At 75.7% G+C, this 25,543-nt stretch carries 29 protein-coding genes; 16 read left to right on the top strand and 13 right to left on the bottom strand.

What is annotated here, in order from left to right; all coding sequences use genetic code 11:
- Positions 1-69: 69 nt before the first annotated feature.
- Together arfB and yidD are read right to left on the bottom strand one after the other, a co-directional pair.
- Positions 70-510 carry an alternative ribosome rescue aminoacyl-tRNA hydrolase ArfB gene (gene arfB, locus ACI8AF_RS10845; protein WP_456539708.1) on the bottom strand — a complete coding sequence of 147 codons (441 nt, stop codon included), beginning with the start codon at positions 508-510 and terminating at the stop codon, positions 70-72.
- A 26-nt stretch (positions 511-536) separates the two neighbouring features.
- Positions 537-1,004, bottom strand: coding sequence for a membrane protein insertion efficiency factor YidD (gene yidD, locus ACI8AF_RS10840; protein ID WP_456539707.1), 468 nt, complete (start codon positions 1,002-1,004; stop codon positions 537-539).
- Between the two features lie 56 nt (positions 1,005-1,060).
- Between yidD and mmuM the strand changes: the two genes are divergently transcribed.
- Together mmuM and ACI8AF_RS10830 are read left to right on the top strand one after the other, a co-directional pair.
- Positions 1,061-1,969 (top strand): homocysteine S-methyltransferase, encoded by a 909-nt coding sequence (gene mmuM / locus ACI8AF_RS10835; protein ID WP_456539706.1) that lies wholly within the window; start codon positions 1,061-1,063, stop codon positions 1,967-1,969.
- Positions 1,970-2,056: 87 nt separating this feature from the next.
- Positions 2,057-2,734 (top strand): hypothetical protein, encoded by a 678-nt coding sequence (locus ACI8AF_RS10830; protein ID WP_456539705.1) that lies wholly within the window; start codon positions 2,057-2,059, stop codon positions 2,732-2,734.
- A gap of 52 nt (positions 2,735-2,786) precedes the next feature.
- Here ACI8AF_RS10830 and ACI8AF_RS10825 read toward each other — a convergent pair whose 3' ends face one another.
- Together ACI8AF_RS10825 and ACI8AF_RS10820 are read right to left on the bottom strand one after the other, a co-directional pair.
- Positions 2,787-3,578, bottom strand: coding sequence for an SDR family oxidoreductase (locus tag ACI8AF_RS10825; RefSeq protein ID WP_456539704.1), 792 nt, complete (start codon positions 3,576-3,578; stop codon positions 2,787-2,789).
- A 208-nt stretch (positions 3,579-3,786) separates the two neighbouring features.
- Positions 3,787-3,918: a hypothetical protein gene (locus ACI8AF_RS10820; RefSeq protein ID WP_456539703.1), complete on the bottom strand. Its 132-nt coding sequence runs from the start codon at positions 3,916-3,918 to the stop codon at positions 3,787-3,789.
- A gap of 443 nt (positions 3,919-4,361) precedes the next feature.
- On the opposite strand from ACI8AF_RS10820, the gene ACI8AF_RS10815 reads away from it, so the two are divergent.
- From ACI8AF_RS10815 to ACI8AF_RS10795, 5 genes are all read left to right on the top strand, one after another.
- Positions 4,362-4,907, top strand: a complete 546-nt coding sequence (locus tag ACI8AF_RS10815) for a CPBP family intramembrane glutamic endopeptidase (protein WP_456539702.1) — start codon at positions 4,362-4,364, stop codon at positions 4,905-4,907.
- Between the two features lie 58 nt (positions 4,908-4,965).
- Positions 4,966-7,515: a DEAD/DEAH box helicase gene (locus tag ACI8AF_RS10810; protein ID WP_456539701.1), complete on the top strand. Its 2,550-nt coding sequence runs from the start codon at positions 4,966-4,968 to the stop codon at positions 7,513-7,515.
- A gap of 363 nt (positions 7,516-7,878) precedes the next feature.
- Positions 7,879-8,166, top strand: coding sequence for a hypothetical protein (locus ACI8AF_RS10805; RefSeq protein ID WP_456539700.1), 288 nt, complete (start codon positions 7,879-7,881; stop codon positions 8,164-8,166).
- 149 nt (positions 8,167-8,315) lie between these two features.
- Positions 8,316-9,089, top strand: a complete 774-nt coding sequence (locus ACI8AF_RS10800; protein ID WP_456539699.1) for a sulfite exporter TauE/SafE family protein — start codon at positions 8,316-8,318, stop codon at positions 9,087-9,089.
- Positions 9,086-9,853, top strand: a complete 768-nt coding sequence (locus tag ACI8AF_RS10795; RefSeq protein ID WP_456539698.1) for a sulfite exporter TauE/SafE family protein — start codon at positions 9,086-9,088, stop codon at positions 9,851-9,853. The genes ACI8AF_RS10800 and ACI8AF_RS10795 overlap by 4 nt, the downstream gene beginning before the upstream one ends.
- Positions 9,854-9,857: 4 nt before the next feature.
- Here the strand turns inward: ACI8AF_RS10795 and ACI8AF_RS10790 are convergent, their stop codons facing one another.
- From ACI8AF_RS10790 to ACI8AF_RS10770, 5 genes are all read right to left on the bottom strand, one after another.
- Positions 9,858-10,379, bottom strand: a complete 522-nt coding sequence (locus ACI8AF_RS10790; protein ID WP_456539697.1) for a hypothetical protein — start codon at positions 10,377-10,379, stop codon at positions 9,858-9,860.
- A gap of 94 nt (positions 10,380-10,473) precedes the next feature.
- Positions 10,474-11,196 carry an HNH endonuclease family protein gene (locus ACI8AF_RS10785; RefSeq protein ID WP_456539696.1) on the bottom strand — a complete coding sequence of 241 codons (723 nt, stop codon included), beginning with the start codon at positions 11,194-11,196 and terminating at the stop codon, positions 10,474-10,476.
- 66 nt (positions 11,197-11,262) lie between these two features.
- A complete protein-coding gene (locus tag ACI8AF_RS10780) occupies positions 11,263-12,933 on the bottom strand; it encodes an alpha-amylase family protein (RefSeq protein ID WP_456539695.1) in 1,671 nt (556 codons plus the stop codon).
- Positions 12,930-13,919: a TIGR03885 family FMN-dependent LLM class oxidoreductase gene (locus tag ACI8AF_RS10775; RefSeq protein WP_456539694.1), complete on the bottom strand. Its 990-nt coding sequence runs from the start codon at positions 13,917-13,919 to the stop codon at positions 12,930-12,932. The genes ACI8AF_RS10780 and ACI8AF_RS10775 overlap by 4 nt, the downstream gene beginning before the upstream one ends.
- A gap of 230 nt (positions 13,920-14,149) precedes the next feature.
- Positions 14,150-14,800: a hypothetical protein gene (locus tag ACI8AF_RS10770; RefSeq protein WP_456539693.1), complete on the bottom strand. Its 651-nt coding sequence runs from the start codon at positions 14,798-14,800 to the stop codon at positions 14,150-14,152.
- Positions 14,801-14,830: 30 nt separating this feature from the next.
- Here ACI8AF_RS10770 and malQ point away from each other — a divergent pair, with 30 nt between their 5' ends.
- The 5 genes from malQ to ACI8AF_RS10745 are packed head-to-tail and all read left to right on the top strand — an operon-like array spanning position 14,831 to position 18,524.
- Complete coding sequence (malQ, locus tag ACI8AF_RS10765; protein ID WP_456539692.1) at positions 14,831-16,678, top strand: 4-alpha-glucanotransferase; 1,848 nt, start codon at positions 14,831-14,833, stop codon at positions 16,676-16,678.
- A 49-nt stretch (positions 16,679-16,727) separates the two neighbouring features.
- The gene (locus ACI8AF_RS10760; RefSeq protein ID WP_456539691.1) at positions 16,728-17,012 is read left to right on the top strand and encodes a hypothetical protein; all 285 of its coding nucleotides are present in this window, start codon (positions 16,728-16,730) and stop codon (positions 17,010-17,012) included.
- 30 nt (positions 17,013-17,042) lie between these two features.
- Complete coding sequence (locus ACI8AF_RS10755; RefSeq protein ID WP_456539690.1) at positions 17,043-17,243, top strand: hypothetical protein; 201 nt, start codon at positions 17,043-17,045, stop codon at positions 17,241-17,243.
- Positions 17,244-17,257: 14 nt separating this feature from the next.
- Positions 17,258-17,701, top strand: coding sequence for a hypothetical protein (locus ACI8AF_RS10750; protein WP_456539689.1), 444 nt, complete (start codon positions 17,258-17,260; stop codon positions 17,699-17,701).
- Positions 17,702-17,726: 25 nt separating this feature from the next.
- Entirely contained in the window at positions 17,727-18,524 is a 798-nt protein-coding gene (locus ACI8AF_RS10745; RefSeq protein WP_456539688.1) for a DUF998 domain-containing protein, read from the top strand.
- Here the strand turns inward: ACI8AF_RS10745 and ACI8AF_RS10740 are convergent.
- Positions 18,521-19,525 (bottom strand): Acg family FMN-binding oxidoreductase, encoded by a 1,005-nt coding sequence (locus tag ACI8AF_RS10740; protein ID WP_456539687.1) that lies wholly within the window; start codon positions 19,523-19,525, stop codon positions 18,521-18,523. The two genes, ACI8AF_RS10745 and ACI8AF_RS10740, sit on opposite strands and share 4 nt — an antisense overlap.
- A gap of 106 nt (positions 19,526-19,631) precedes the next feature.
- Between ACI8AF_RS10740 and ACI8AF_RS10735 the strand changes: the two genes are divergently transcribed.
- Positions 19,632-20,081 (top strand): pyridoxamine 5'-phosphate oxidase family protein, encoded by a 450-nt coding sequence (locus ACI8AF_RS10735; protein ID WP_456539686.1) that lies wholly within the window; start codon positions 19,632-19,634, stop codon positions 20,079-20,081.
- Here the strand turns inward: ACI8AF_RS10735 and ACI8AF_RS10730 are convergent.
- From ACI8AF_RS10730 to ACI8AF_RS10720, 3 genes are all read right to left on the bottom strand, one after another.
- Positions 20,072-21,265 (bottom strand): amidohydrolase family protein, encoded by a 1,194-nt coding sequence (locus ACI8AF_RS10730; protein WP_456539685.1) that lies wholly within the window; start codon positions 21,263-21,265, stop codon positions 20,072-20,074. The genes ACI8AF_RS10735 and ACI8AF_RS10730 overlap by 10 nt on opposite strands.
- A gap of 17 nt (positions 21,266-21,282) precedes the next feature.
- Entirely contained in the window at positions 21,283-22,200 is a 918-nt protein-coding gene (locus ACI8AF_RS10725; RefSeq protein WP_456539684.1) for a DMT family transporter, read from the bottom strand.
- 100 nt (positions 22,201-22,300) lie between these two features.
- Positions 22,301-23,044 carry an SDR family oxidoreductase gene (locus ACI8AF_RS10720; RefSeq protein ID WP_456539683.1) on the bottom strand — a complete coding sequence of 248 codons (744 nt, stop codon included), beginning with the start codon at positions 23,042-23,044 and terminating at the stop codon, positions 22,301-22,303.
- A gap of 58 nt (positions 23,045-23,102) precedes the next feature.
- Here ACI8AF_RS10720 and ACI8AF_RS10715 point away from each other — a divergent pair, with 58 nt between their 5' ends.
- From ACI8AF_RS10715 to pip, 3 genes are all read left to right on the top strand, one after another.
- A complete protein-coding gene (locus ACI8AF_RS10715; RefSeq protein ID WP_456539682.1) occupies positions 23,103-24,107 on the top strand; it encodes a radical SAM protein in 1,005 nt (334 codons plus the stop codon).
- An 84-nt stretch (positions 24,108-24,191) separates the two neighbouring features.
- Positions 24,192-24,572 carry a hypothetical protein gene (locus tag ACI8AF_RS10710; protein ID WP_456539758.1) on the top strand — a complete coding sequence of 127 codons (381 nt, stop codon included), beginning with the start codon at positions 24,192-24,194 and terminating at the stop codon, positions 24,570-24,572.
- A gap of 17 nt (positions 24,573-24,589) precedes the next feature.
- Positions 24,590-25,534, top strand: coding sequence for a prolyl aminopeptidase (pip, locus tag ACI8AF_RS10705; RefSeq protein ID WP_456539681.1), 945 nt, complete (start codon positions 24,590-24,592; stop codon positions 25,532-25,534).
- Positions 25,535-25,543: the final 9 nt, after the last annotated feature.

The raw sequence follows: 25,543 nt of genomic DNA, 5'->3' as shown, positions 1-25,543 counted from the left end.
CAGCTCATCCGGACCGTCACGCTCACGGGTCCTCCCCTCGTCGGGCGTCACGCTGGCGCCGGCGGGCGGTCAGTCCCAGCGCCGTCGGGAGCGCTTGAGCTCGCCGCGCATCTTCTTCGCCTGGATCCGCCGCTCCTGGCTGCCCCGCGTCGGCTTCGTGCGGCGGCGGACGGGCGGCGGGGGCGCCAGGGCGGCGCGCAGCACCGCGGCCAGCCGCTCGCGCGCGGCCTGGCGGTTGCGCAGCTGCTGGCGGTGCTCGCTGGCGCCGACGGTGAGGACGCCGTCGACGAGCCGGCCGCCCAGCCGCTCGGTCAGCCGCTGCCGCTGCTCGTCGCCGAGCCCGGGCAGGTCGTCGACGGCGACGGAGAGCTCCACCCGCGAGTCGGCGGTGTTGACGCCCTGGCCGCCGGGGCCCGACGAGCGGGAGAACCGCCAGGCCAGCGCGCCCGCGGGCACGACCAGCCGGTCGGTGACGGGCAGGTCACCGGAGGCGTCGTCGCTGGCGGGCACGCCGTCCAGTGTCGCGGATGCGCTGCTCAGGGGACGGGGTCGGGGCCGCCGGCCGCGCCGGGGCGGCAGCGCACCAGCCGGCGCAGCGTCAGCCACCCGCCGCGCAGCGCGCCGTGCCGGCGGATCGCCTCGACGCCGTAGGCCGAGCAGGTCGGCGAGTACCGGCAGCACGGGGGACGGCGCGGGCTGATCTCCCGCTGGTAGACGCGGATCGCCGCGACCATGCGCTCGGCCGGCCGCCCCGGCGCCCGGACCGCCCGCCGCACCGTGCCCGGGAGCACGAGCATCGCCTCGGGGCCGCAGCCGAGCAGCTGGGCCAGGCAGCAGCCGGTCTGCAGGAACAGCAGGTCGCGCAGGCAGTTGTCGTCGCCGCGGCGCCGGTAGCCGTAGCCCGGCGGCGGGCCGTACCCCCGGCCGTACCCGGGAGGGGGCCCGTAGGGGCGGCCGTAGCGCGGACGGCGACGGCGCGGACCCCAGCCGAAGACGAAGACCATCTGCCGATCCTGCGGGAGCGGGGCACCGACCGCAGGGCGGCGCGGATGATGACGGCGTGGCACCGCGCACGTCCCTCGCCGAGGCCCTGGCGGCCGGGCCGGTCGTCCTCGACGGCGGCCTGGCCACCGAGCTCGAGCGGCGCGGCCACGACCTCTCCGGCCACCTGTGGTCCGCCCGCCTGCTCCGCGACGCGCCCGCGGCGATCGCCGCCGTCCACGCGGCCTATGCCGCGGCCGGGGCGCAGGTGGTCACGACGGCGAGCTACCAGGCCACCCACGAGGGCTTCGCCCGCGCCGGGCTCGGGTCCGATGAGACCGACCGCCTGCTGGGGCGGGCGGTGGCGCTGGCCCGGCGCGCCGCGCCGGACGCCTGGGTGGCCGGCTCGGTCGGGCCCTACGGCGCGATGCTGGCGGACGGTTCGGAGTACACCGGCGGCTACGCCGACGACCTGGGGATCGCCGCCCTGCGGCGCTTCCACCGCCCGCGGATGGAGGTGCTGGCCTCGGCCGGCGTCGACGTGCTGGCGCTGGAGACCGTGCCGGCCGCCGCCGAGGCGGGGGCGCTGCTCGCCGAGGCAGCCGCGCTCGACGTCCCGGCGTGGTTGTCGCTGACCACCGTGCTCGACGACCAGGGGACCGTGCGCACCCGCCGCGGCGAACCGGCGGCCGAGGTCTTCGCGCTGGCCGCGGACACCCCTGGCCTGGTCGCGGTCGGCGTCAACTGCACCGACCCGGCGGGCGTCCTGCCGGCCGTGGAGGCCGCCGCGGCCTGCGGCGTGCCCGTCGTCGCCTACCCGAACAGCGGCGAGGGGTGGGACGCCGCCGGCCGCCGGTGGACCGGCGAGCCGGTGCGGGCCGCCGCCGACGTCCCCCGCTGGGTCGCCGCGGGCGCCCGCCTGGTCGGCGGGTGCTGCCGGATCGGTCCCGCGCAGATCCGCGCGATCAGCGCCGCCCTCCCCCGCTGATCACCGTGGGTGACGCCTCGTCGCCCGGACCGGTGAACGGGTCCTCGACGGCTCGCCCGGCCGGCTACGGCGTGTGACGCTCGGCCGGTGACGACCCGGGGGAGCGCACACCTGCAGCTGGTGACCGACGAGGTCGCCGAGCCCGTCGAGGTGACGGTCGCTCCGCCCGCGGTCCGTGCGAGCGCCAACGCGTTCGGCATCGCCGGCACCACGGTCGCCCTGGCCGTCGTCCTCGCCCTGCTCGGTGCCCAGGACTGGCCGCTGCCCGGGCGGACCGCCGACGGCGTGACCGACGTGCCCTCGTCGCTGGTGCAGTTCCTGGTCGTCTGCGCCGGGGGCTGCTTGTGGGCCGCCGGGCGGGTGACCCGGCCGTCGCGGACGTTCCGCTCCCCCGCCGCCGCGTCGGTGTGGTGGGCGGTGGTCGCCGCCGCGGCGTTCGTCTCGCTGACCGCCGCGGTGTCGCTGGCCTCCTGGGGCGGGTTCGGCGCCCACCCGGCCGACCTGCTGGTCCGCTGGACGGTCCCGTTCGTGCCGGCCCTGCTCGCCGGTGTGCTGGCCCGCCGCGACGGGCGAGCGGCCCGCCTGCGCGCCGCGCTGGGCACCGGCGTGGTCACGCTGCCCCTGTTCGCGCTGGGGTGGGCGCTGCTCGCCTCGCCCGGCGGCATCCCGCTGCCGGCGGCGGAGGTGCTCTCGACGACGCTGCTCGGGGGCGTGGCCCCGTTCGCGGTCGCCGTCGCCATGGTCACCGCCGAGCGCCGCCCGTAGCGGAGTCCCACGACGGCGTCTTCCGCGCCGTGGGACTCCGCGCCGGGGGCCGTCAGAGGATCGGGTTGCCGCCGGTGACCGCGACGCGTGCGCCGGAGACGTAGCTGGCCTCGTCGCTGGCCAGCAGCACGTACACCGGCGCCAGCTCGGCCGGCTGCCCGGCCCGGGCCAACGGCACCTGCTGGCCGAAGCTCTCCACCTTCTCCTCGGGCATGGTGGCCGGGATCAGCGGCGTCCAGATCGGCCCCGGCGCGACGCTGTTGGCCCGGATGCCCTTGTCCGCGTACATCTGCGCGAGGCTCGCGGTGAAGTTGGCGATGCCGGCCTTGGTCATCGCGTAGGGCGCGAGGCTCGGGCTCGGCATGTCGGAGTTCACCGACGACGAGTTGATGATCGCCCCGCCCGAGGGCATGTGCGGGATCACGTCCTTGCACAGGGTGAACATCGCGCTCAGGTTCAGCGCGACGGTGTGGTCCCACTCCTCGTCGGAGACCTCGTCCAGGGTGTCGTGGCTCATCTGGTAGGCCGCGTTGTTCACCAGGACGTCGACCTTGCCGAAGGCCTCGACGGCCTTGGGGATGATCGTCTTGGCGTGCGCCCGGTCGGCCAGGTCGCCGGCGACGAGGACGCACGTCCGGCCGGCCTCCTCGACGTACCGGGCGGTGTCCTGCGCGTCCTCGTGCTCGTTCAGATAGCTGATCAGGACGTCGGCGCCCTCGCGGGCGAAGGCGATGGCGACCGCGCGGCCGATGCCGCTGTCGCCGCCGGTGATGACCGCGGCCTTGCCGGTGAGCCGGCCGGACCCCCGGTAGCTCTCCTCGCCGTGGTCGGGCTTCGGGTCCATCTCGCCCAGCGTGCCGGGCGGGGTCTGCTGCTGTGCGGGCTGGGAATCGGGGCGCGGTGACGACATGCGCCCCGCCTACCCGCGCCGCGCCGGGCGGAACCGGATCGTGACGCCCACCGACGTGGTTCTGGGGCCGAACCCGCGCTCCGGGGGGTCCGGCAGGACCTGCGGAGCGCGGGTTCGGCCCCAGGAGCGGGCCGGCCGCGACCTACGCGGCGCGGGCGACCGACGACTCGGCCGGCGCGGCCACCGGGAGCTGCCAGCGCAGCACCAGCCGACGCCGGCCGGTCTCGTCGACGACCGGCACCCAGCGGCACTCGGGACACTCACTGATGCGCACCGTCGCGCCCCCTTCCGTTCACCTGTCGTTCACCTTCTGACCACTATCGGTTCATCCCATGCCCCCGCGGAGGCGTCGTTACCGGATCGTGATCGGCCGCTCGCCCTGGTTCCGGAACGAGGAAGCCCGGCAGGAGGTCGCGCGACCCTGTCGCGCGCACTTCCGCCGCTGCCCCGCTCGCGGGGGGACCGAGACCGGGTCCACCCGCACCTCGTTCGGGGACCGGCCGGCGACGTGGAAGGCGTTCGCGGTGGTCGGCGGCTACCTGGTCGTCCACCTGGTCGTCTCGCTCATGGTCGGCCTCCTCCCCGGCGACCGGGTCGCGGACGACCCGCTGGAGGACGCGACCAGCGTCGTCGTCGCCCTGGTGCTGCCGATCGGGATCGGCGGGCTCGCCGTGCCCGTCTTCACCTGGCGCGTGGGCTGGCTCCGCGAGGTCTTCGGTGCCCAGCCGATCGGTGGTCGCGGCCGTGGTCGTCGGGCACCTCGGCGCCACCGACTGGAACCGCCGGACCGGCGGCGAGATCGCGGTGCTGGCGCTGGCCGGCCTCTGCATCGGCGTCACCGAGGAGCTCGCGACCCGCGGGCTGGCGGTCGAGATGCTGCGCGACGCGGGCCACGGCGAGCGGTTCGTGGCGGTCGTGTCGTCGCTGCTGTTCGCGCTCATGCACACGGTCGACCTGCTGGCCGGTATGGCGCTGTCGACCGTGCTGGCCACGCTGGTCTGCACGTTCTGCTTCGGCACGTGCACGCACCTGGCGATGCGGGTCACCGGCACGATCTGGGCGGCGATCGTCCTGCACGCGCTCACCGACCCGACCACGTTCCCGTCCACCGGGGGCATCGACGAGGCGGTCGGCGCCCGGACGGAGAACGCCTGGTCCCTGCTGGCCTCGTTCGGCACGTTCGCGTTCCTCGTCTTCGCGGTCGTCGCGGTGTTCCTCGTGCGGGGCCGGGTCCGGCCGGCGGAACCGGCACGCGCCGGGTAGCGCGATCGGCCCGGCGGTGCCGGGAAGCGGAGCGGCGTCGGGCACGCTGTTGTCCACGATGACCGCGACCGCCGCCCCTCCCCTGCTCGACGACCCCGCCGACCTCGCGTCGCTGCGGGCGCTCGGCGACGACCCCGACGAGCTGTTCGCCCGCTTCGCCGCGTGGGCCGACGCCGGGGGCACGACGCTCTACCCGGCGCAGGAGGAGGCGCTGATCGAGCTGGTCAGCGGCGCCAACGTGGTGCTGGCCACGCCGACCGGCTCGGGCAAGTCGCTGGTGGCCACCGGCGCGCAGTACGCGGCCCTGGCGGGGGGACGGCGCAGCTTCTACACCGCCCCGATCAAGGCGCTGGTGAGCGAGAAGTTCTTCGCCCTGTGCGGCGTCTTCGGCGCGGAGAACGTCGGCATGCTCACCGGCGACGCCGCGGTCAACCACGACGCCCCGATCATCGCCTGCACCGCCGAGGTGCTGGCCAACATCGCGCTGCGCGAGGGCCGCGAGGCGCCGATCGGCCTCGTGGTCATGGACGAGTTCCACTTCTACGGCGACCCCGACCGCGGCTGGGCCTGGCAGGTGCCGCTGGTCGAGCTGCCCGACGCCCAGTTCCTGCTGATGTCGGCCACCCTCGGCGACACGGAGAAGCTGCGCGAGGACCTCACCCGCCGCACCGGCCGGCCGACCGCGCTGGTCGCCCACGCGGAGCGTCCGGTGCCGCTGCACCACTACTACGCGACGACACCGATGCACGAGACCATCGGCGAGCTCCTCGACACCCGGCAGTCGCCGGTCTACGTCGTCCACTTCACCCAGGCCTCCGCGCTGGAGCGGGCGCAGGCGCTGATGAGCGTGAACGTGAGCAGCAAGGAGGAGAAGCAGGCGATCGCCGACATGATCGGCGGCTTCCGGTTCTCCTCGGCCTTCGGCACGACCCTCAGCAGGCTGGTCCGGCACGGGATCGGCGTCCACCACGCCGGGATGCTGCCCAAGTACCGGCGGCTGGTGGAGCAGCTGGCCCAGGCCGGGCTGCTCAAGGTCATCTGCGGGACCGACACCCTCGGGGTCGGCATCAACGTGCCGATCCGCACCGTCGTCTTCTCCGCCCTCTCCAAGTTCGACGGCACCCGGATGCGCCTGCTCAACGCCCGCGAGTTCCACCAGATCGCCGGCCGCGCGGGGCGGGCCGGCTACGACACCGCGGGCACCGTCGTCGTCCAGGCGCCGGAGCACGAGGTGGAGAACCTCAGGCAGTTCGCCAAGGTGGCCGACGACCCGAAGAAGCGCCGCAAGCTGGTGCGCAAGAAGGCGCCCGAGGGCATGGTCCCGTGGTCGAAGTCGACGATGGAGCGGCTGATCGAGGCCGACCCCGAGCAGCTGACCAGCCACTTCCAGGTCACCACCGGGATGATCCTCAACGTCGTCGCCCGGCCCGGGGACCCGGTCGCCGCCATGCGGCACCTGCTCACCGACAACCACGAGCCGCGCAAGCGGCAGCTCCGGCACATCCGCGAGGCGATCGGCATCGCCCGCTCGCTGCTGCAGGCCGGCGTCCTCGTCCGTCTCGACGAGCCCGAGCCCGACGGCCGCCGCTACCGGCTCACCGTCGACCTGCCCCCGGACTTCGCGCTCAACCAGGAGCTGTCGACGTTCGCGCTGGCCGCCATCGAGCTGCTCGACCCGGCGTCGGACACCTACGCGCTGGACGTGGTGAGCGTCGTCGAGGCCACCCTCGACGACCCCCGCCAGATCATCGCCGCGCAGCTGAACAAGGCCAGGGCCGAGGCCGTGGCGCAGATGAAGGCCGAGGGCATCGAGTACGAGGAGCGCATGGAGCTGCTCGAGGAGGTCACCTACCCGCAGCCGCTCGCCGAGCTCCTCGAGCACGCCTTCGACGTCTACCGCCGGTCCAACCCCTGGGCCGCCGACGCCCACCTCTCGCCGAAGTCCGTCGTCCGCGAGATGTGGGAGCGGGCGATGACCTTCCGGGAGTTCGTCTCCACCTACGGGCTGACCCGCTCCGAGGGCGCGGTGCTGCGCTACCTCTCCGACGCGTTCAAGGCGCTGCGCTCGGGGGTGCCGGCGGCTGCGCGCACCGACGAGGTGACCGACCTCGTCGAGTGGCTCGGCGAGCTGGTGCGCCAGGTGGACTCGTCGCTGCTCGACGAGTGGGAGGCGCTCACCAACCCCGACACCGGTGCGATCGACGAGGTGGCCGTCCCGGCCCGGCCGCGGCCGCTCACCGGCAACGAGCGGGCGTTCACCGCGATGGTGCGCAACGCGCTGTTCCACCGCGTGCAGCTGTGGGCGCGGCGCCGCTGGTACGACCTCGGCGAGCTGGACTCGGCGTCCGGGTGGGACGCCGAGCGCTGGGGCGAGGTCGTGCAGGCCTACTTCGCCGAGCACGACGAGGTCGGCACGGGCGCCGACGCCCGGGGCCCGGCGCTGCTGGTGTGGGACCGGCAGCCGGGCGTCTGGCGGGTGCGGCAGATCCTCGACGACCCGTCCGGCGACCACGACTGGGGCTTCGAGGTCGAGGTGGACCTCGAGGCCTCCGACGAGGAGGGGCACGCGGTGATCCGCCTCGTGGATGCCGGCCGCACGGACGGATGAGGAGGTGCGCGGCGTGAGCGCACCCGAGTCGGCCGCCGGACGCTTCGAGCCGGCGGTCCACCAGCCGCCGCCGCCGGAGCTGGCCGCTCCCGAGCTGCTGCCCGCCCGCCTGGCCCACGCCGAGCGGCTGCAGTTCACCTTCGGCGCGGGCCCGTGCCTGCGCGCCGCGGACGACGGCGTGGTCATCGCCTTCGACGAGGAGGACATCCGGCGCAACTGGGCCGGGCTGCACGCCACGCTCACCACCGAGACGCCGTACCGGGCGGTGCTGTCCCTGCCGCTGATGCCCCCGCTCGGCCCGTTGCCGGGCTCGACCTCTACCAGTGCGACCCCGAGGAGCTCACCGGGCTCGACGGCGAGGAGGTGGAGGCCGTCGTCGTCCGCCTCACCATCCGGCTGGCCGATGCGCTGCTCGCGCCCGACGACCCGCAGGAGGCCGCCGGCTGGTGGCAGGGCCCCGACGCCCGGCGCCGCACGCAGGTCCGGCAGGCGATGGGCATGGTCACGGTGCTGCGCGGGCTCGAGCCCGCGGACTCGCTCGAGGTGCTCCGGGCCCACGCCTTCGCCTCCGGGCGGGTCGTCGACGACGTCGCCGCCGCCCTGGTCGCGCACCGCCTCGACGTCTCCGCGCTGGCCGCCGTCCCCGACTGACCGCCGGAGCGGGCGACGCGCGCGATCACGGCCAGCAGGTCCAGGGCGGTGTCCCGCATCCGGCCGTCGACGTCGAAGGAGGGGTCCCAGGAGGCCGGCGTCGCAGGGTGCGGCGGGTCACACGGCGGCCTGTGACACGCTCGCAGCCGATGACGGGGTGGGAGATGGTCGCGGTGGCCGCGGCCGGCCTCGCCGCCGGGTCGATCAACGCCGTCGTCGGCTCGGGGACGCTCGTCACCTTCCCGGTGCTGCTGGCGGTGGGGCTGCCCCCGGTGGTGGCCACGGTGTCGAACTCCCTCGGGCTGGTGCCGGGCAACCTGACCGGGGCGATCGGCTACCGGCGCGAGCTCGCCGGCCAGCGGCCCCTGGTCCTGCGGCTCTTCCCCGCGTCGGTGCTGGGTGCCGTCACGGGTGCGTTCCTCCTGCTGCACCTGCCGGCCGAGGCGTTCGAGGCGGTCGTGCCGGCGCTGGTCGGCCTGGCCGTCGTCCTCGTGGCCGTCCAGCCCCTGCTGCAGCGCTGGCTGCGCCGCCGCGGGTCCGATGCGCCGGTGCGGCTGCGCGGCTGGCGGCTGGCCGGGCTGCTCACCGGCGCCTACGCGACCGGCGCCTACGGCGGCTACTTCGCCGCCAGCCAGGGCGTGCTGCAGATCGGCGTCTTCGGCCTGCTCCTGCGGGAGTCGCTGCAGCGGCTCAACGCGCTGAAGAACGTGCTCACGCTCGGCGTCAACGCGGTGGCGGCGGGCACCTACGTGCTGGTGGCCACCGACCGGATCGACTGGCTCGCCGCCGGGCTGGTCGCCGCGGGCGCGCTGCTCGGCGGGTGGGTCGGGTCGTCGGTCGGGCGGCGGCTGCCGCCGGTGGTGCTGCGGACGGCGGTCGTCGTGCTCGGGCTGGTCGCGATCGCGGTGCTGGTGACCCGGTGAGCGTCCTCGAGTTCTGCCTGCTCGTGCTCGCCGGCGTCGGCGCGGGCCTGTCCGGCAGCATCGCCGGCCTGGCCTCGCTGATCAGCTACCCCTCGCTGCTGGCGGCCGGCCTGCCCCCGGTGACGGCCAACGTCACGAACACCGTCGCCCTCGTCCTCAACAGCGCCGGGTCGGTCAGCGCCTCGCGGCCGGAGCTGCGGGGACAGGGCCGGCGGCTGGCCCGGCTGGCCGCGGCCGCCGTCCTGGGCGGGGCCACCGGCATGGCGCTGCTGCTGCTCACCCCGTCGGAGGCCTTCGAGCGGATCGTGCCGTGGCTGATCGGCGGCGCGTCGCTGCTGCTGCTCGTGCAGCGGCCACCGGGCGAACTGGCCGCCGAGGCGGCCACCCACCCGCACCCGCGAGGGGACTCGCGGTGGCTGGCCGTGGGCACGTTCGCGATCGCGATCTACGGCGGCTACTTCGGCGCCGCGGCCGGCGTGATGATGCTGGCCGCATACCTGTTCGCCACCGGCGAGCGGCTGCCGGTGGCCAACGCGCTCAAGAACGTGGTGCTGGGCGTGGCCAACGCCACCGCCGCGATCGGCTACGTCGCCCTGGCCTCCATCGCCTGGTCGGCGGTGCTGCCGCTGGCGCTCGGGCTGTTCTGCGGCGGCTTCCTCGGCCCGGCGGTGGTCCGCCGCGCCCCGCAGCGGCTGCTGCGCCGGCTGATCGGGCTGGCCGGCCTGGGCTTGGCGGTCACGCTCGCCGTGCAGGCGTACGGCTGAGCGGCTACCCGCGGACGACGTAGGCGGCGAGGAAGAGCACGAAGCCGCTGACCAGGAGCAGCAGCCGCGCCGGCGTGAGGCCGTTGAGCAGCCCGGCGGTGACCTCGACCGACGCCGGGCGGACGACGGCCTCGCGGACACCCCGGCGGACCAGCCGCACCTCGTCGGCCAGCAGCGGACCGGAGGCGCCCAGCAGCCCCATGCCGACCACCAGCAGGACGAGGGCCAGCCGCTCGCGGAAGCCGTCCGCCGTCCCCGCGAGGAGCAGCACGGCGACCAGCCCGAGCAGGGTGCCGAGCAGCGCACCGGCGACCGGCGCCCACGGGCCCATCCGGGTGACCGGGCCGCGGCGACGGGGTCGCACCGTCGGCCGGGCGGCGACCGGTCCCGTCGTCGTCCCGGCGACGGGCGGGGCGCCCGCTGCGGGCGGCTGCTCCGGGGCGGCGAAGGCGACCCCCTCGATCGGGTGCGTGCCGGGGTCCGGCTCGGCTCCCGGGTCGGGGGTCGGGCCGTGGGGTGGCCCCACGGGCGGGGGCACGTCTGATCCGGTCAATTCCTCACCTCACCCGTCACGCTAGGCGCACCCGCCCCGCGACCCGGGGAACCGCGCCCGGCGATCCTCAGCAGGTGGCGAGCAGGTCGCGCAGGGCCGCGGCCTCGGCGGCGGTCACCGACAGCTCGTACTCCGCCTTGACGGTGACGACGACGCTGGCGTACTCGCAGCCGTAGGAGGGGTCGGGCGGCACCCACTCCTCCGCGGTGGAGTCGCCCTTGCTCGAGTTCTGCTCGCGGGTGGTGGCGATCAGGTTGGACAGGTCGTTGGCGAAGGCCTCGCGCTCGTCGTCGGTCCACGCCGCGGCCCCCTGCACCCACGCGGCGGCCAGCGGGACGACGTGGTCGATCGGCACCTGGCTCGCCTCGTCGCGGCTGAACGCGACCACCTCACCGGTGTAGGGGTCGACCAGGGTGCCCGCGACGACGATGCAGCCCTCCGTCCCCTCGCGCACCTCCACGTCGGTCAGGTCGCGGTGCAGGACGTCGTTGCGCTGGTCGCACCCGTTGCGGTCGACGTCGGACCACGCCGGGCCGAACACGCAGCCGGCGCCGTCCCGGCAGTCGCGCTCGTAGCCGGCCAGGCCGCCCTTCGCCGCGATCGGCAGCGTGTCGAGCGCGGCGCTCGCCGCGGCCGGGTCCAGCGTGCCGGCCGGCACCTCCCCGCCGTCGGCCGGCGGGCTGTACGACGTCGGGCCCGGCCGGTCGGTGGCGAGGTAGATCGCCAGGACCAGCAGCGCCACCACCAGCAGGCCCAGCGTTTGCGCGCTGCCCGTGCGCCTGCGACTCATCGGCCCCTCCCCCGCGCCGGACCCTACGAGCGGGGGGCGACGGTTCCGGGGAGACGCGCGGGAGCGTCACAGCAGCCGGCGGCTGCCCTCCGCGACCACCCGCAGCCAGCGGTAGCCGTAGCCGTCGAGCTGCAGTTCGGCCGCGCCCTCGTCGGAGAGGGGCGTGGTGCAGTCGCGCAGCAGGTCCTCCAGGCAGTGGGAGGCGTCGCAGCCGTCGAGGACGAGCGGCACGGTGCGCGGCTCGGCGCCGAGGTTGTGGACGGCGACCATCGACCCGTCGTCCCACCGGCACAGGTGCGCGAGCACCTCCGGGTGCGGCTGGTCCAGCAGCTCGAACTCGCCCCAGCCGAGCTCGGGGCACTCGCGGTAGCGGCGGACCAGCAGCTTGACGAACGACAGCAGCGAGTCGGGGTCGCGGCGCTGGTCGGCGACGTTGACGTGCTCGGGCGCGAACCCGCCCGTCACGACCGGCGCGGTCAGCGTTCGGGCGCCGGCGGTGGAGAAGCCGCCGTTGGCGCCCGAGGTCCACTGCATCGGCGTGCGGACGGCGTTGCGGCCCTCCACGTCGAGGTTCTCCCCCATGCCGATCTCCTCGCCGTAGAACAGCACCGGGGTGCCGGGCAGGGAGAACAGCAGGCTGTAGACCAGGCGGATCCGCCGCGGGTCGCCGTCGAGCATGGGCGGCAGCCGGCGGCGCAGGCCGCGGCCGTAGACCTGCATCCGCTCCTCGGGTCCGAAGGCCGCGAACACCTCGGCGCGCTCGTCGTCGGTGAGCTTGTCGAGGGTGAGCTCGTCGTGGTTGCGCACGAAGGTCGCCCACTGGCTGTCGGGGTCGACCGGCGGGCGGCCGGTGAGCGCGGTGGCCAGCGGGCCGGCGTCGGCGCGGGCGAGGGAGAGGTAGAGCGCCTGCATGCCGATGAAGTCGAACAGCATGGTGAGCTCGTCGCCGTCGGTGCCCCCGAAGAACTCCGCCTGCTGCTCGTGCGGCAGGTTGACCTCGCCGAGCAGCACGCCGTTGCCGGACCTGCGCCCGACCAGCGAGCGCAGGTCGCGCAGGTACTCGTGCGGGTCGGGCAGCGCGTCGGTGGCGGCGCCCTCGGTCTCCAGCAGGAACGGGACGGCGTCGACGCGGAAGCCGGACAGGCCCAGCTGCAGCCAGAAGCCGATGACCTTGGCGATCTCGTCGCGCACCAGCGGGTTGGTGATGTTCAGGTCGGGCTGCTGCTTGTAGAAGCGGTGCAGGTACCACTCGCCGGTCTGCTCGGAGAACTGCCAGACGCTGTCCTCCTGGTCGGGGAAGACGACCTCCTTCGACGTGTCCGGCGGCGGGTCGGACCGCCAGACGTAGAAGTCGCGGTAGGGCGAGTCCTTGCTGGCCTCGGCGGAGCGGAACCAGGGGTGCTTCGCGGAGGTGTGGTTGACCACCAGGTCGGCGATGACCCGCATGCCGCGGTCGTTCGCCGTCCGGATGACCTCGACCAGGTCGCCGTGGGTGCCCAGCCGCGGGTCGACGCCGTAGAAGTCGGTGATGTCGTAGCCGTCGTCGCGCTCGGCGGTCGGGTAGAAGGGCATCAGCCACAGGCAGGTGACGCCCAGGTCGGCGAGGTGGTCGATCCGCTGGGCGAGGCCGGCGAAGTCGCCGCAGCCGTCGCCGTCCCAGTCCATGAACGTCTCGACGTCGAGGCAGTAGACGACGGCCGTCTTCCACCACAGGTCGCTGGTGTCGGTGATCCTCACTGCAGCGCGACCGCGGGCAGCGGCTGGTCGACGTCGAGCTGCGGGAGCACGTGCTCGCCGAAGGCGTCGAGGAAGCCGCGCTGCTCGACGCCGACGTGGTGCAGGTAGATCGCATCGAAGCCGAGCTCCTGGTACTCGGCGATCCACTCGGCGTGCTGCCCGAGGTCGCTCGAGACGCGGACGACCTCGGCGATGTGCTCCGGGCGGACGTGCTGCGTGGCCTGCTCGAACGACTCGGGGCTGTCCAGGTCCCACGCCAGCGGCGGCCCGATCGCGCCGCTGCGCCACTGGTCGAAGGCGATCGAGAGGGCCCGCTGCTCGTCGGGGTCGTAGGACAGGTGCACCTGCAGGGCGGCGGTGCCGCGGCCACCGGCGTCGCGGTAGGCGGCGAGCATCTCCCGCAGCTTGTCGTGCGGTTGGTTGATGGTGACCAGCCCGTCGGCCCAGTCGGCCGACGCGCGGGCCGTCTCGACGGAGACGGCGGGCGCGATGAGCTGCGGCATGGTCTCGGGCAGGGTCCAGATGCGGGCGCGGTCCACCCGGACCAGGCCGTCGTGGGAGACCTCCTCGCCGGCCAGGAGCGCGCGGATGACCTCGACGCACTCGCGCAGCCGCGCATCGCGGACGTGCTTGCGCGGCCACACGTCGCCGGTGATGTGCTCGTTCATGGCCTCGCCGCTGCCCAGGGCCACCCAGAACCGGCCGGGGAACATCGCGTCGAGGGTGGCGATGGCCTGGGCGATGATCGCCGGGTGGTAGCGCTGGCCGGGGGCGTTGACCGCGCCGAACGGCAGCGACGTCGTCGCCAGGGCGGCGCCCAGCCAGGACCACGCGAAGCCCGAGTGCCGCTGGCTGGGGTTCCACGGCGCGAAGTGGTCGCTGCACATCGCCGCGGTGAAGCCCACCTCCTCGGCGTGCCGGGTGGCCTCCAGCAGCTGCGCCGGGTGGACCTGCTCGTGCGAGTTGTGGAAACCGATCACGCTCACCAGATCTGCCTACCGGCAAACCGCCCGATCCGCAGGGTGCGGTGCGCAGTGCAACCACTGCCGAGATCACGTGATCTCGGCACCTCAGCGGTGTGGGAGCGCCGAGATCACGCGATCTCGGCAGGCGGGAGCGTTCCGGCCGCTCCGGCGACCCGGGCCGGCGGAGGCGAGTTCTGCGGTGTCCGGGCTTCCGGCGTCGGAAAGCCCCGAGACCGCCCAACTCGCGGCGCTCATCCGCCCACGAGGTCGGCGACGCGGGCGGGGTCGGTGACGACGTCGAGGTGCCCGCCCCGCCCGTCGCCGGCGACCGGCCAGCCGCGGCCGGCGGCCACCACGGCGTCCTCGTCGTAGGCGGCCGACAGCTGGACGTAGCGGGCGCCGTCCTCGGGCCAGGTGCCGGGCAGCGGGACGGCGACGTCGTAGAAGTCCGCCGGCAGCTCGTGGCCCTCCGCCTCGATGGCGGCGCGCAGCGCGGGGTCGGGCACCAGCCCGGCGAAGGCGCCCGGCCCCCACCACGTCGTCCACTCGGCGATCCGGCCGTCCCGCACGAGCGGCGCCACCAGCTCCCGCACCCGTGCCGACGGCGCCGTCGCCCCGGACCGGGCCGGTACCGGGGCGTCGAGCCACACCACCTCCCGCGCCCCGACGGCGGCGGCGATCGCCGGCAGCGTCGGCCCCGCACCGGAGAAGCCGAGGACCACGTCGGCGGGGCCGGTCGCGGCCGCGGCGGTCCAGCGCGCCGGCCAGTCCGCGGCGACGTCCACCGCCGCGCTCAGGTCGGGCACGGACACGGCGTTCCCGCGGGAACGCAGCTCCGCGGCCAGCGGCCCCAGGGTCGCCGGGCCGAGCAGCGGCGGGTGGACGAGCAGCCAGGAGGGCATGTCGCCATCCTCACCCTCGTCGCTGCGGGCATGGACCGGCCTCGACGGGGCAAGGTGCGGGGCATGACGCCGACGACCGACGCGTGGGGCATCGACGCCACCTGGCTGGACGCACTGGACGAGGAGCACGAGGTCGCGCCGTCGACCATCGAGCGGCTGCGGGAGATCATCGGGCAGCCGCCGGCCGACCTCGAGGACCGCGCCCCGATCGTCGCCCGGCCCGGCGACCCCCTCGAGGTCGACGAGGCCGAGGTCGTCTGCGAGGACGGCGAGACCCGGCACGTCGACGGCGTCCTCCCCGGCGACTTCCCGCTCGGCTACCACCGGCTGCGCACCCCCGACGGGCGCGAGCGGCGGCTGATCGTCTCCCCCGGCCGCTGCTGGCTGCCCGACGAGCGGACCTGGGGCTGGGCGGTGCAGCTCTACGCCACCCGGAGCCGCGACAGCTGGGGCATCGGCGACCTCGGCGACCTGCGCGCGCTGCGCAAGATGGCCGCGCTGCAGGGCGCGGGCTTCCTGCTGATCAACCCGCTGCACGCGGTCGCGCCGACCACCCCGCAGGAGTCCAGCCCGTACCTGCCGGCCACCCGCCGCTTCCGCAACCCGCTCTACCTGCGCGTGCCCGAGGTGCCCGGCGCCGGCGAGGCCGACGTCGGCGACGGCGGCGACCTCAACGCGGGCGAGCTCATCGACCGCGACGCGATCTGGGCGCGCAAGCGCGAAGCGCTGCGCCGGGTGTTCGACGGCGCCGGCTACGACGACCCCGCCTTCCCCGACTGGTGGTGGCACCAGGGCCAGCCGATGCAGGACTGGGGCACCTGGTGCGCCCTCGCCGACGAGCACGGTCCCGACTGGCACACCTGGCCCGAGGAGCTGCGCGACCCCCGGGGGCAGGCGGTCCGCGACTTCGCCGCCGCCCACGAGGAGGACGTCGCCTTCCACGTCTGGCTGCAGTGGTGCCTGTCCCGCCAGCTGGACGAGGCCGCGCACGGCATGACGGTGATCCAGGACCTGCCGATCGGGGTGGCCGGCGGCGGCGCCGACGCGTGGACCTGGCAGGACGTGCTCGCCCAGGGCGCGAGCGTCGGCGCACCGCCGGACGCCTTCAACGCCCAGGGGCAGGACTGGGGCTCGCCGCCGCTGGTCCCCTGGCGGCTGCGGCTGGCCGACTACGAGCCGTTCGTGCAGTCGATCCGCGCCACGATGGCCGGCGCCGGCGGCCTGCGGATCGACCACGTGATGGGCCTGTTCCGCCTGTGGTGGGTGCCGGCCGACGGGAGCGCCGCCGACGGCGCCTACGTCCGCTACCCCGCCGAGGACCTGCTCGACATCGTCGCCCTGGAGAGCTCCCGGGCTCAGGCGCTCGTCGTCGGCGAGGACCTCGGCACCGTCGAGGAGGGCGTGCGCGAGGCCCTGGCCGAGCACGGGATCCTCACCTACCGGCTGCTGTGGTTCGAGGAGGACGACCCCGCGCGGTGGCCGGAGGCCGCGATGGCGGCCGTCACCACGCACGACCTGCCCACCGTGGCCGGGCTGTGGACCGGCGCCGACGTCGAGGAGCAGCGCGAGCTGGGCACCGGCAGCGCCGAGGAGCTGCAGAGCGGCCGGCTCGAGCTGATGGGCCGGATCCCGGGGGTGCGCGGCAACGCCCGGCCGGACACCGCGGTCCGCCGTGCCTACGAGCGGCTCGCCTCGGCGCCGAGCCTGCTGCTCTCGGCCACCCTCGAGGACGCCGTCGGCGAGGTCCGCCGTCCCAACATGCCGGGCACGACCGAGCGGCCCAACTGGTCGTTGCCGCTGCCCGTCCCGGTCGAGGACCTGCCCGGTCACCCGCTGCTGCGGGAGATCGCGGACACGCTCGCGGCGCGCCGGAGCTGAGTCGAACGCACGTTCGACCGCGTGCCACACTGCCGGGGTGGCGGGCGGCATGAACCGGGGGGCGGGGCGGTCACTGGGCGAGCGGGCGGCCGAGTCCGGCGTCCGGCCGGACCTGCCCGCGCCGCCGTCGGCCCGTCCCCGGCAGGACGCCGAGGGCCGGCACTGCTGGGTGCGCGACCCGCCGGAGTTCCCCGGCACGTGGCCCGGGCTGCTCGTCGAGTGGCGGCAGCGGGACGGCGTCTGGCAGGGCCGGGTCGCCTTCACGGTGACCGGCCCGCACGGCGCGGCGCTGGTGGAGGCGTGGCTGCCGGCGTCCCGCCTCGAGCCGCGTTAGCTCCGGCGCCGTCCGGGCTATGGCCTGATCATGACCACACCGGACCGACCCACGCTCGACGACGTCATGGAGCCCACCGAGTCCGCCCCGCCGGACCACAGCCAGCACGCGAAGGGCTACGACCGGCCCGACGACGAGGCGCTGCAGCACCGCACCGAGCAGGAGCGGCAGCTGGTCGGGTCCGACGACGCCGACCCGGCCGGGGCCGAGGACCACTCCGCCACCGACTGAGGAAGGACCCCGTCGTGCCCACCCTCCGCACGCTCAGGGCGGTGCCCGGGACGGGGCCACCACCCCGGCTGGCGGCCGGTGAGGTCGCGTGCTGGTTGCTCAAGATTGCGACCACGGCCGTCAGCTGGGCACCGGGGACGACGCACGAGCTGCGCCGGTGCGTCCGCCCCTCCTACCGGCTGGGCCTGGTCCGCCCCGGCCAGCCCTGCCTGCTCTGGCGCAGCGGCCGCGACCGGCCGGGCGTCCACGCGCTCGGCGTCGTCGCCGCCGAGGTCGAGGAGGACGCAGGCGGTCCCGTGCTGCCGGTCCGGCTGACGTTCCTGGCCGAGCCGGTCGACCGGGCCGAGCTCGTCGCCGACCCGGCCTTCCGCGACGCCGAGGTGCTGCGGATGCCGGCGGGCAGCAATCCCTCGTGGCTCACGGCCGCGCAGTACGCCGCCGTGCTCGGCCGGGTCTGACAGCCGCCCCTGGGACCATGGGGCCGTGACCGCGAACCGGCTCCGCAACGGGGCGCTCCTCTGGCTGCTCACCCTGCAGTTCTTCGTCGTCGAGACGGTCGCGCAGCTGCGGTGGCCCGGTTCCTACTCGCGCGTCGACCAGGTCATCAGCGACCTCGGCACGGCCCTCTCCCCCGCCCGCACGCTGATGAACGCCTCGTTCGTCGTCCAGGCCGCGCTCATCGCCGGCGGCACGCTGCTGCTCGCCCCGGCCCTGCGCGGCACCGCCGGCGCGGTGGCGCGGGCGCTGCTCTGGATCTCCGCGGCCGGGGTGCTGCTGGTCGGCGTCTTCCCCTCCGACGGCAACTCCGCCCTGCACGCGGCCGGGGCCGTCGGCCACCTGCTGGGCGGCGGGATCGCGCTCATCGCGCTCGCCTACGCCGTCCGCCGGCGGTCGGAGGCGGTCGGGACGGCGCTCGCGCTGCTGGGCCTGGTGGGCACCGGGCTGACGATCTTCTTCTTCGCCGGGGTCGTCGAGTGGCTGGGCGAGGGCGGCACCGAGCGGGTCGGCGCCTACGTCATCCCGGTGGGGCTGGCCCTCGCCGGGGTGGCGCTGTGGCGGTTCGGCGCCGACGGTGCGGCGGACCCCCGGCGGGCGGAGAAGGAGCGGGAGCGGGCCGAGCGGGCCGAGCAGGCCCGGCGGCGCGACGAGGCGCTGGAGGCGGCGGCCGCCCGGCAGTCCGCCGAGCGCCGCTCCCCCGAGGCGGCCGACCCGACGGCGGCCGACGAGCCCGACGACCTCGAGGACCTGTGGGCCGCGCCCGAGCGGGAGGACCGCCGCTAGGCGATCGTGAGGACGTCGGACACCGGCCGCCGGCCGCTGGTCGGCGGGGTGAGACCCGCGGGCGGGTAGCCCATGCGCAGCAGCATCTGGGGGTAGCCGATCAGCGACAGCCGCCGGCGCAGGCGGGTGCGGGTGGCCGGCCAGTCCAGGGCCTGGGTGAGCGGGGAGGCCACCAGCCCGGCCGTCGTCGCGACGAGGAGCAGCCGGCCGAGCGCGCGCCCGGCCTCGAGCCACGCCGTCCGGTCGTCGTTCTCGCTGCCCATGAGGATCACCGTGGGCCGCTCGACCTCCGGCGGCGGCGCGTCGGGGTCCTGGGCGGCGCGGAACATCGCGTGCTCGTGCGAGCCGATCGCGAAGTCGCGGACCAGCCAGTTCGACGGCCGGTCCCGCGGGTCACCGGCCGGCACGGCCTCCACCGGCACGCCGTCGACGGCCGACGGGTCGGTGCGCATCCAGGTCTCGAGCTCCTCGAGGTAGGCGGGGTCGCCCTGCTCCGCCTCCTCGGCCTGGGAGAGCAGGAAGACGGTGGCGGTCTCCTCCTCCTCGCGGTCGATGACCTTCACCCACAGCCCGTAGCCGCCGGCCTCGCGCTGCAGCCGGTCGAGCAGCTCGGCGGGGACGGCGCGGGGCTCGAAGGCGGCCCGCACCGTGTGCCGCTGCGCGATGGCGTCGGCGAGCGCGCGGTCCACGTCGCCGGGCTCGGCCGGGCCGGTCACGCGCAGGCTGGCCAGGTGGTCCTCGTCGGCCGGGTCGGGCAGCAGGTCGACGTCGACGGCGACGCCGGCCGCCCGCAGCGCGACCTCGGCGAAGGCCACCGCGGTGCCGCAGCTGATGACCTGCTGGCGGCGGCTCGGATCGAGCACGGGCAGCGCCCGCTCGGGGTCGTAGCGGACGTCCAGCCGGTCGGCCGCGGCGGCGAAGCGCCACGGCTGCGTGTTGTGGATGGACGGCGCCCGCGTCGCGGCGCCGACGACCTGCGCCCAGTCGATCTCCTGCACCATGCCAGCCTGCCTCCCGCGTCGATCGGCCCTGCCGGGTCCTAGGTCCCGGACCATCGTTCCAAACCGCCCGGGTGTGGACCGCCGCCCGGGCGGTCAGGATCGGGTCATGACGAGCGCCGGATCGCTGGACGTCATCCCCGTCGACGAGTGCTACGAGCTGCTGGCCGGCCACGAGGTCGGCCGGCTCGGCGTCGTCGCCGGGCACTACCCGCTGATCATCCCGGTCAACTACGGCATGGACGGCCGCACGCTGGTCATCCGCACGCACCCGGGCACGACGCTGACCGCGGCCGCGCACGCCAACGTCACGTTCGAGGTCGACGACATCGACCGGGTCACCCGCAGCGGCTGGAGCGTCCTGGTGCGCGGGCTGGCCGAGGAGGTCGGCCCCGAGCACCGGCCCGGGCTGGTCGAGCGGACCCACGCCACCGGCGTGCAGCCGTGGGCCCCCGGCGAGCACGGCAGCTGGCTGCGGGTCATCCCGCACGAGGTGACCGGCCGGCGGATCGTCCCCGGGCAGCTGCCGTGGGGGGTCGACGACCGCGCCTACCTCTGAACGGCGCCGGACCTGATGACCACCCGGGGCGCCCCGTGCCGGGCGAGCAGGTCGACGGTGCGGGTCGCGTCGTGCACCAGGAGGTCGGCCGGCCCACCCGCGCGCAGGCCGTAGCCGTCCAGCCCGAGCACCCGCGCCGCCGACGTCGTCACCAGGTCGACCAGCACCTCCTGCTGCGGCCCGGAGCGCATGTCGAGCAGGTGCGCGGCGAGGAAGGCGACCTCGAGCAGGTTGTGCCGGCCGAAGGGGTAGAACGCGTCCTCGATGTCGTCCTGGCCCAGCGCGACGGCCACCCCGGCGGCCAGCGCCCGCTCGACCGGCAGGGCCACCGAGCCGGTGTGCGGATCGCTGACCAGCCCCAGCCCGGCCCGCCGCACGAGCGCGAGCGCCACGGCCTGCCGGTCGTCGTCGTAGTGGCCGAGCGCGCGGGCGTGGCAGGCGACGCCGCGCCCGGTCAGGCCGTGCCGCAGCATCGCCTCGGCGAGCATGCCCGTGGTCTCGTACGCGGGGTCGGGGGCGTCGTCGGTGAGCATGGCGACCCGCAGGCCGCGGCGGGCGGCGAGCGCGCAGGCCCACTCGACGTGCGCGCGCTGGTCGGCGGCCGTGGCCTCGATCCACGGGATGCCGCCGACGACGTCCGCGCCGAGGTCGAGTGCCTGCTCGACCAGCTCGGCCGCCCCGGGGTCGCGCAGGACGCCGTCCTGCGGGAAGGCGACGACGCGGACGTCGACCCGGCCGGCGAACTCCTCCCTCGCGGCGAGCACCGCCTCGACGCCGACCAGGCCGGCGGCGGTGTCGACGTCGGCGAAGGCCTGCACGTGCAGCACGCCGTGGCGTTCGCCGTCGGCCAGGGCCTGGCGGACGTTCGGCAGCAGGCGCTCGACCGTGTAGTGCCGCTTCACCTCGCTGGCCAGGTCGATCGCGGCCGCCGAGCCGGCCATGCCCGCCTCGGTGTAGGCGCGCAGCGCCGCGTCGCCGGCGAGCGGCAGGGTGCGCACCTTGTCCAGGTGCAGGTGCGCGTCGACGAACGGCTCGGTGACCAGGCCGCCGTCGGCGGCGACCACCTCGGCGCCGGGCGGCACCGGCCGCTCCCCCGTCGGGACCACGGCGGCGACCGTGGCGCCGTCGCAGTGCACGTCGACGACGTCGCCCGAGCGCAGCCGCGCCTGCGTGACCACCAGCACGGCCGGATCCTCCCAGGTCAGGCCGCGGTGGCGGTCTCCTGGGGCACCGGCTCGGGCCGCGGGCGGGTCCGGCGGCGGGAGACCGCGACGCCGGCCAGGCACACCGCCCCGCCCACGACCGCCAGCGCCGGCGGCACCTCGCCGAGCAGCAGCCAGCCCATGAGGACGACCAGCGGGGGGACGACGTAGGTGGTGACGCCGAGCTTGCCGGCGTCCATGCGGGCCAGCGCGTACGCCCAGGTGCTGAACGCCACCGCGGTGGGGACGACGCCGAGGTACACCATGCCGGCGATCGACCCGGCCGAGGCGCTGGCCAGCTCGGTGACCAGGACCCCGCCCCAGGGCAGGCAGCAGACCGCGCCGATCGCGCAGGCGGTGGCGGTCACCTGCAGGCCGGGCAGCCGGCGCAGCACCGGCTTCTGCGCCACCACGCCGATCGCGTAGGTGAGGGCGGCGACCAGGCAGAGGACGACGCCGAGCAGGTCGGCCTCCGCGCCGCGGGTGGCCACGCCGATGAGGACGACGCCGGCGAAGGCGACGGTGATGCCGACGACCAGCCAGCGCGGGAAGCCCTCGCCGAGGAACAGGCCCGCGAAGACCGCGATCAGGATCGGGCCGATGTTGACCAGCATCGCCGTGGTGCCGGCGTCGAGGTGGTGCTCGGCGGCGTTGAGCGCGACGTTGTAGACGCCGAACCAGCCGACGCCGCAGAGCACGAGCAGCCGCCACTCGCCGGCGGTCGGGCGCACCCAGCCGCGCCGGGCCAGCAGCAGGCCGAGCACGAGCGTGCCGACCAGCAGCCGCCCGAGGGCCAGCGCGCCCGGGGAGAGGTCGTCCCGGACGCCGCGGATGCCGATGAACGCCGACGCCCAGGCGACGACGGTGACGGCCACCGCGGCGAGGACGGGGGCGGTGCGGACCGGTGCAGAGCTCACGGCCGGACCCTAGGCGGCGGCACCGACGGTCCTCCGGCGGTTTCCGGACGCGCACGTCGTCCTGGCGGTTCCGCTGCGGAGGTCGGCAGTTCCGCTGCGGTCAGCCGTGCAGGTGCTCGGCGTACGTGCGCCGGCCCCGCTCGCCGCCGGTCGGCAGCGCGGCGCCCTCGCGCAGCGCCGCGCTGAGCCTGCCCGGGAGGGGCGTGGCGACGACCCGCGCGCCCGGTTCGCGGGCGGCGGCCCAGGCCCGGGCGAGGTCGGCGACCGCGACCTCCTCCGGCCCGCCGTACTCGACCACGCCGCCGGACGGCGGCCGGCCGACCAGATCGGTGACGTGCGCGGCGACCTCGCCGACGTCGACCGGCTGGACCCGCCAGCCCATCGGCACGGGCAGCACCGGCCCCCGGCGCGCCGACGCCAGCAGGCCGTCGGCGACGTCGTGGAACTGGGTGACCCGCAGCAGGGTCACCGGCAGCCCCGACGCCAGCAGCACCTGCTCGGCGGCGAACTTCGCCCGGTAGTAGCCGTAGGGGATCCGGTCGACGCCGACGCAGGAGACGAGGACCAGGTGCCGCAGCCGGTCGCGGTCGAGGGCCTCGACCAGCCGCCGGGTGCCGGCGACGTCGACCTGCCAGGCGTCGCGCGGATCGGTGGCCGCGTGCACGACCACCTCGGCGCCCCGGACGGCCGCCGGCAGGTCGCGGCCGGTGGCCAGGTCGGCGCGCACCCCGCCCGGCCCGGTGCCGCGCCGCGACATCTGCCGCACCGTGTGGCCGGCCCCCTGCAGGAGGGCGATCAGCCGCTGTCCGAGTCGTCCGGTTCCTCCGGTGACGAGAACGTCCACGCCCCGCAGTCTGGCCGGACGGGGAGCGGTCGCGCACCCTCGGGGCCACGATGTCGGGATGACGGTCCCTCTGGCCCCACCGCTGCCCCGTCACCTCCAGTTCGAGGTCACCTCGGCCTGCAACCTCTCGTGCGCCATGTGTCTCGTGAGCTACCGCCCGCGGGTCGACAAGGCGGCCGGCGCCCTCCCGCTGGAGCTGTTCCGCCGGGTCGTCGAGGGCACCCCGGGCCTGACCCGGGTGACCCTGCAGGGCCTGGGGGAACCCCTCCTGCAGCCGCACCTGGTGGAGATGGTGGAGCTGGCCACGGCCCGCGGGATCGAGGTCGGGTTCAACAGCAACGCGATGCTGCTGACGCGGGCCCGCGCCGAGCGCCTGGTGGCCGCCGGCCTGGCGTGGCTGCACGTGTCGCTGGACGGCGCGACCGCGGCCACCCACGAGAGCATCCGCGCGGGGGCCGACTTCGCCCGCACGACGCGGAACCTGCGCGGCCTCGTCGAGGCCCGGCGGGCGGCGGGCGCGACGAAGCCGTGGGTGCGCGTCGTCTTCGTGGCCATGCGGCGCAACGTCGGCGAGCTGCCGGCGCTGGTCCGCCGCCTCGGCGACTGGGGCGTCGACGAGCTGCACGTGCAGGGGCTGTCGCACGACTTCGCCGACACCGACCCGGCCGGTGACTACGCCGACATCCGGGCGTTCGCCGCCGCGGAGTCGCTGGCGGGTGCACCGGACGGGGTCGGCGAGGTGTTCGCCCGGGCCGCCGAGGAGGCCGCGCGCGCCGGCGTGCGGCTGCGGCTGCCGGCGACCGAGGCGGTGCCGGCCCGCCGGGAGCCCGGGCGGCCCGGCTGCACCTGGCCGTGGGAGGCCGCCTACGTGACCAGCTCCGGCACGGTCCAGCCGTGCTGCATGGTCATGGGCAGCGACCGGGTCTCGATGGGGTCGCTGGCCGACGACGACCTGGCCACCGTCTGGGAGGGGAAGGCGTACGCCGACTTCCGTGCGGCGCTGATGACCGACGAGCCGCCGGACGTCTGCCGCGGCTGCTCCCTGTACCGCGGCACGTTCTGAACCGGACGGCCGGCCCCGCGGCGACGGCGGGCCGGCAGGTCGACGAGCCGACATGTGCCCTCGGCTACGGTGCCCGCCGTGATCATGATCGCGGCGGTCGTCGCGTCCGTGCTGCTCGCCGCCCTCGCGGTGCTCCAGGTGGCGCTCGCGGCCGGCGCCCCGCTGGGCCGGCTCGCCTGGGGCGGCCGGCACCGCGTGCTGCCCCGGGGGCTGCGGATCGCCAGCGCCGTCTCGGTCCTGCTGTACGGGCTCTTCGCCTGGGCGGTCTGGGCGGCGGCCGACCGTGCCTCCGAGGTCGGCGACCACCGGCCCGACCACCCGCTCATCTGGGTGCTCACCGCCTACTTCGCCGTCGGCGTGCTCGCCAACGCGATCTCGCGCAGCCGCCCGGAGCGCTTCGTGATGACGCCGGTCGCCCTGGTCCTCGCCCTCTGCTGCCTGACGATCGCCCGCGCCCTGCCCTGAACCGGCAGGATGGCGCCGTGGACCGCACGCCGGCTGACCCCCACGACCAGGGCGAGCTCGCGGTCGGCGACGGCAACCGCGTCCACTGGGAGGTCAGCGGCAACTCCGACGGCCGCCCCGCGGTGCTGCTGCACGGCGGTCCGGGCACCGGCATCTCTCCCGGCATGCGCCGCTGGTTCGACCCGGCCGCCTACCGCGTCGTCGCCTTCGACCAGCGCGGCTGCGGCCGGAGCACCCCGCGGGTCGACGACCCGGCCGTCGACCTCTCCACCAACACGACCCAGGCGCTGGTCGCCGACACCGAGGCCCTCCGCGAGCACCTCGGCATCGAGCGGTGGACCGTCGCCGGTGGCTCCTGGGGCACCACGCTCGGCCTCGCCTACGCGCAGGCGCACCCCGACCGGGTGGCCGAGCTCGTCCTCGCCGCCGTCGGCACCACCACCCGGCGCGAGGTCGACTGGATCACCCGCGCGATGGGGCGGGTCTTCCCCGAGGCCTGGGCCCGGTTCCGCGACGGCGTCCCGCCCGGGGACCGCGACGGCGACCTGGCCGCCGCCTACGCCCGGCTGCTCGCCGACCCCGATCCCGCCGTCCGCGACCGGGCCGCCCGCGACTGGTGCGCCTGGGAGGACACCCACGTCTCCCTGGGCCCCGGCTGGTCCCCCGACCCCCGCTTCGACGACCCGGTCTTCCGCGCCGTCTTCGCCCGCCTGGTCACCCACTACTGGTCGCACGCCGCGTTCCTGCCCGACGGCGCCCTGCTCGACGGCGCCGCCGCCCTCGCCGGCATCCCGGGCCTGCTCGCCCACGGCCGCCGCGACATCAGCGGTCCGCTCGAGGTCGCCTGGCAGCTGTCGCGGCGCTGGCCCGACGCCGAGCTGGTCGTGGTCGACGAGGGCCACGGCGGTCCCGGCCTCACCGACGCCGTGGTCGCCTTCACCGACCGCCACGCGGACGCGTGAGATCGGACG

It is taken from the genome of Blastococcus sp. SYSU D00669, from assembly GCF_054050715.1.
This window is presented reverse-complemented; position numbering and strand designations above follow the sequence as displayed.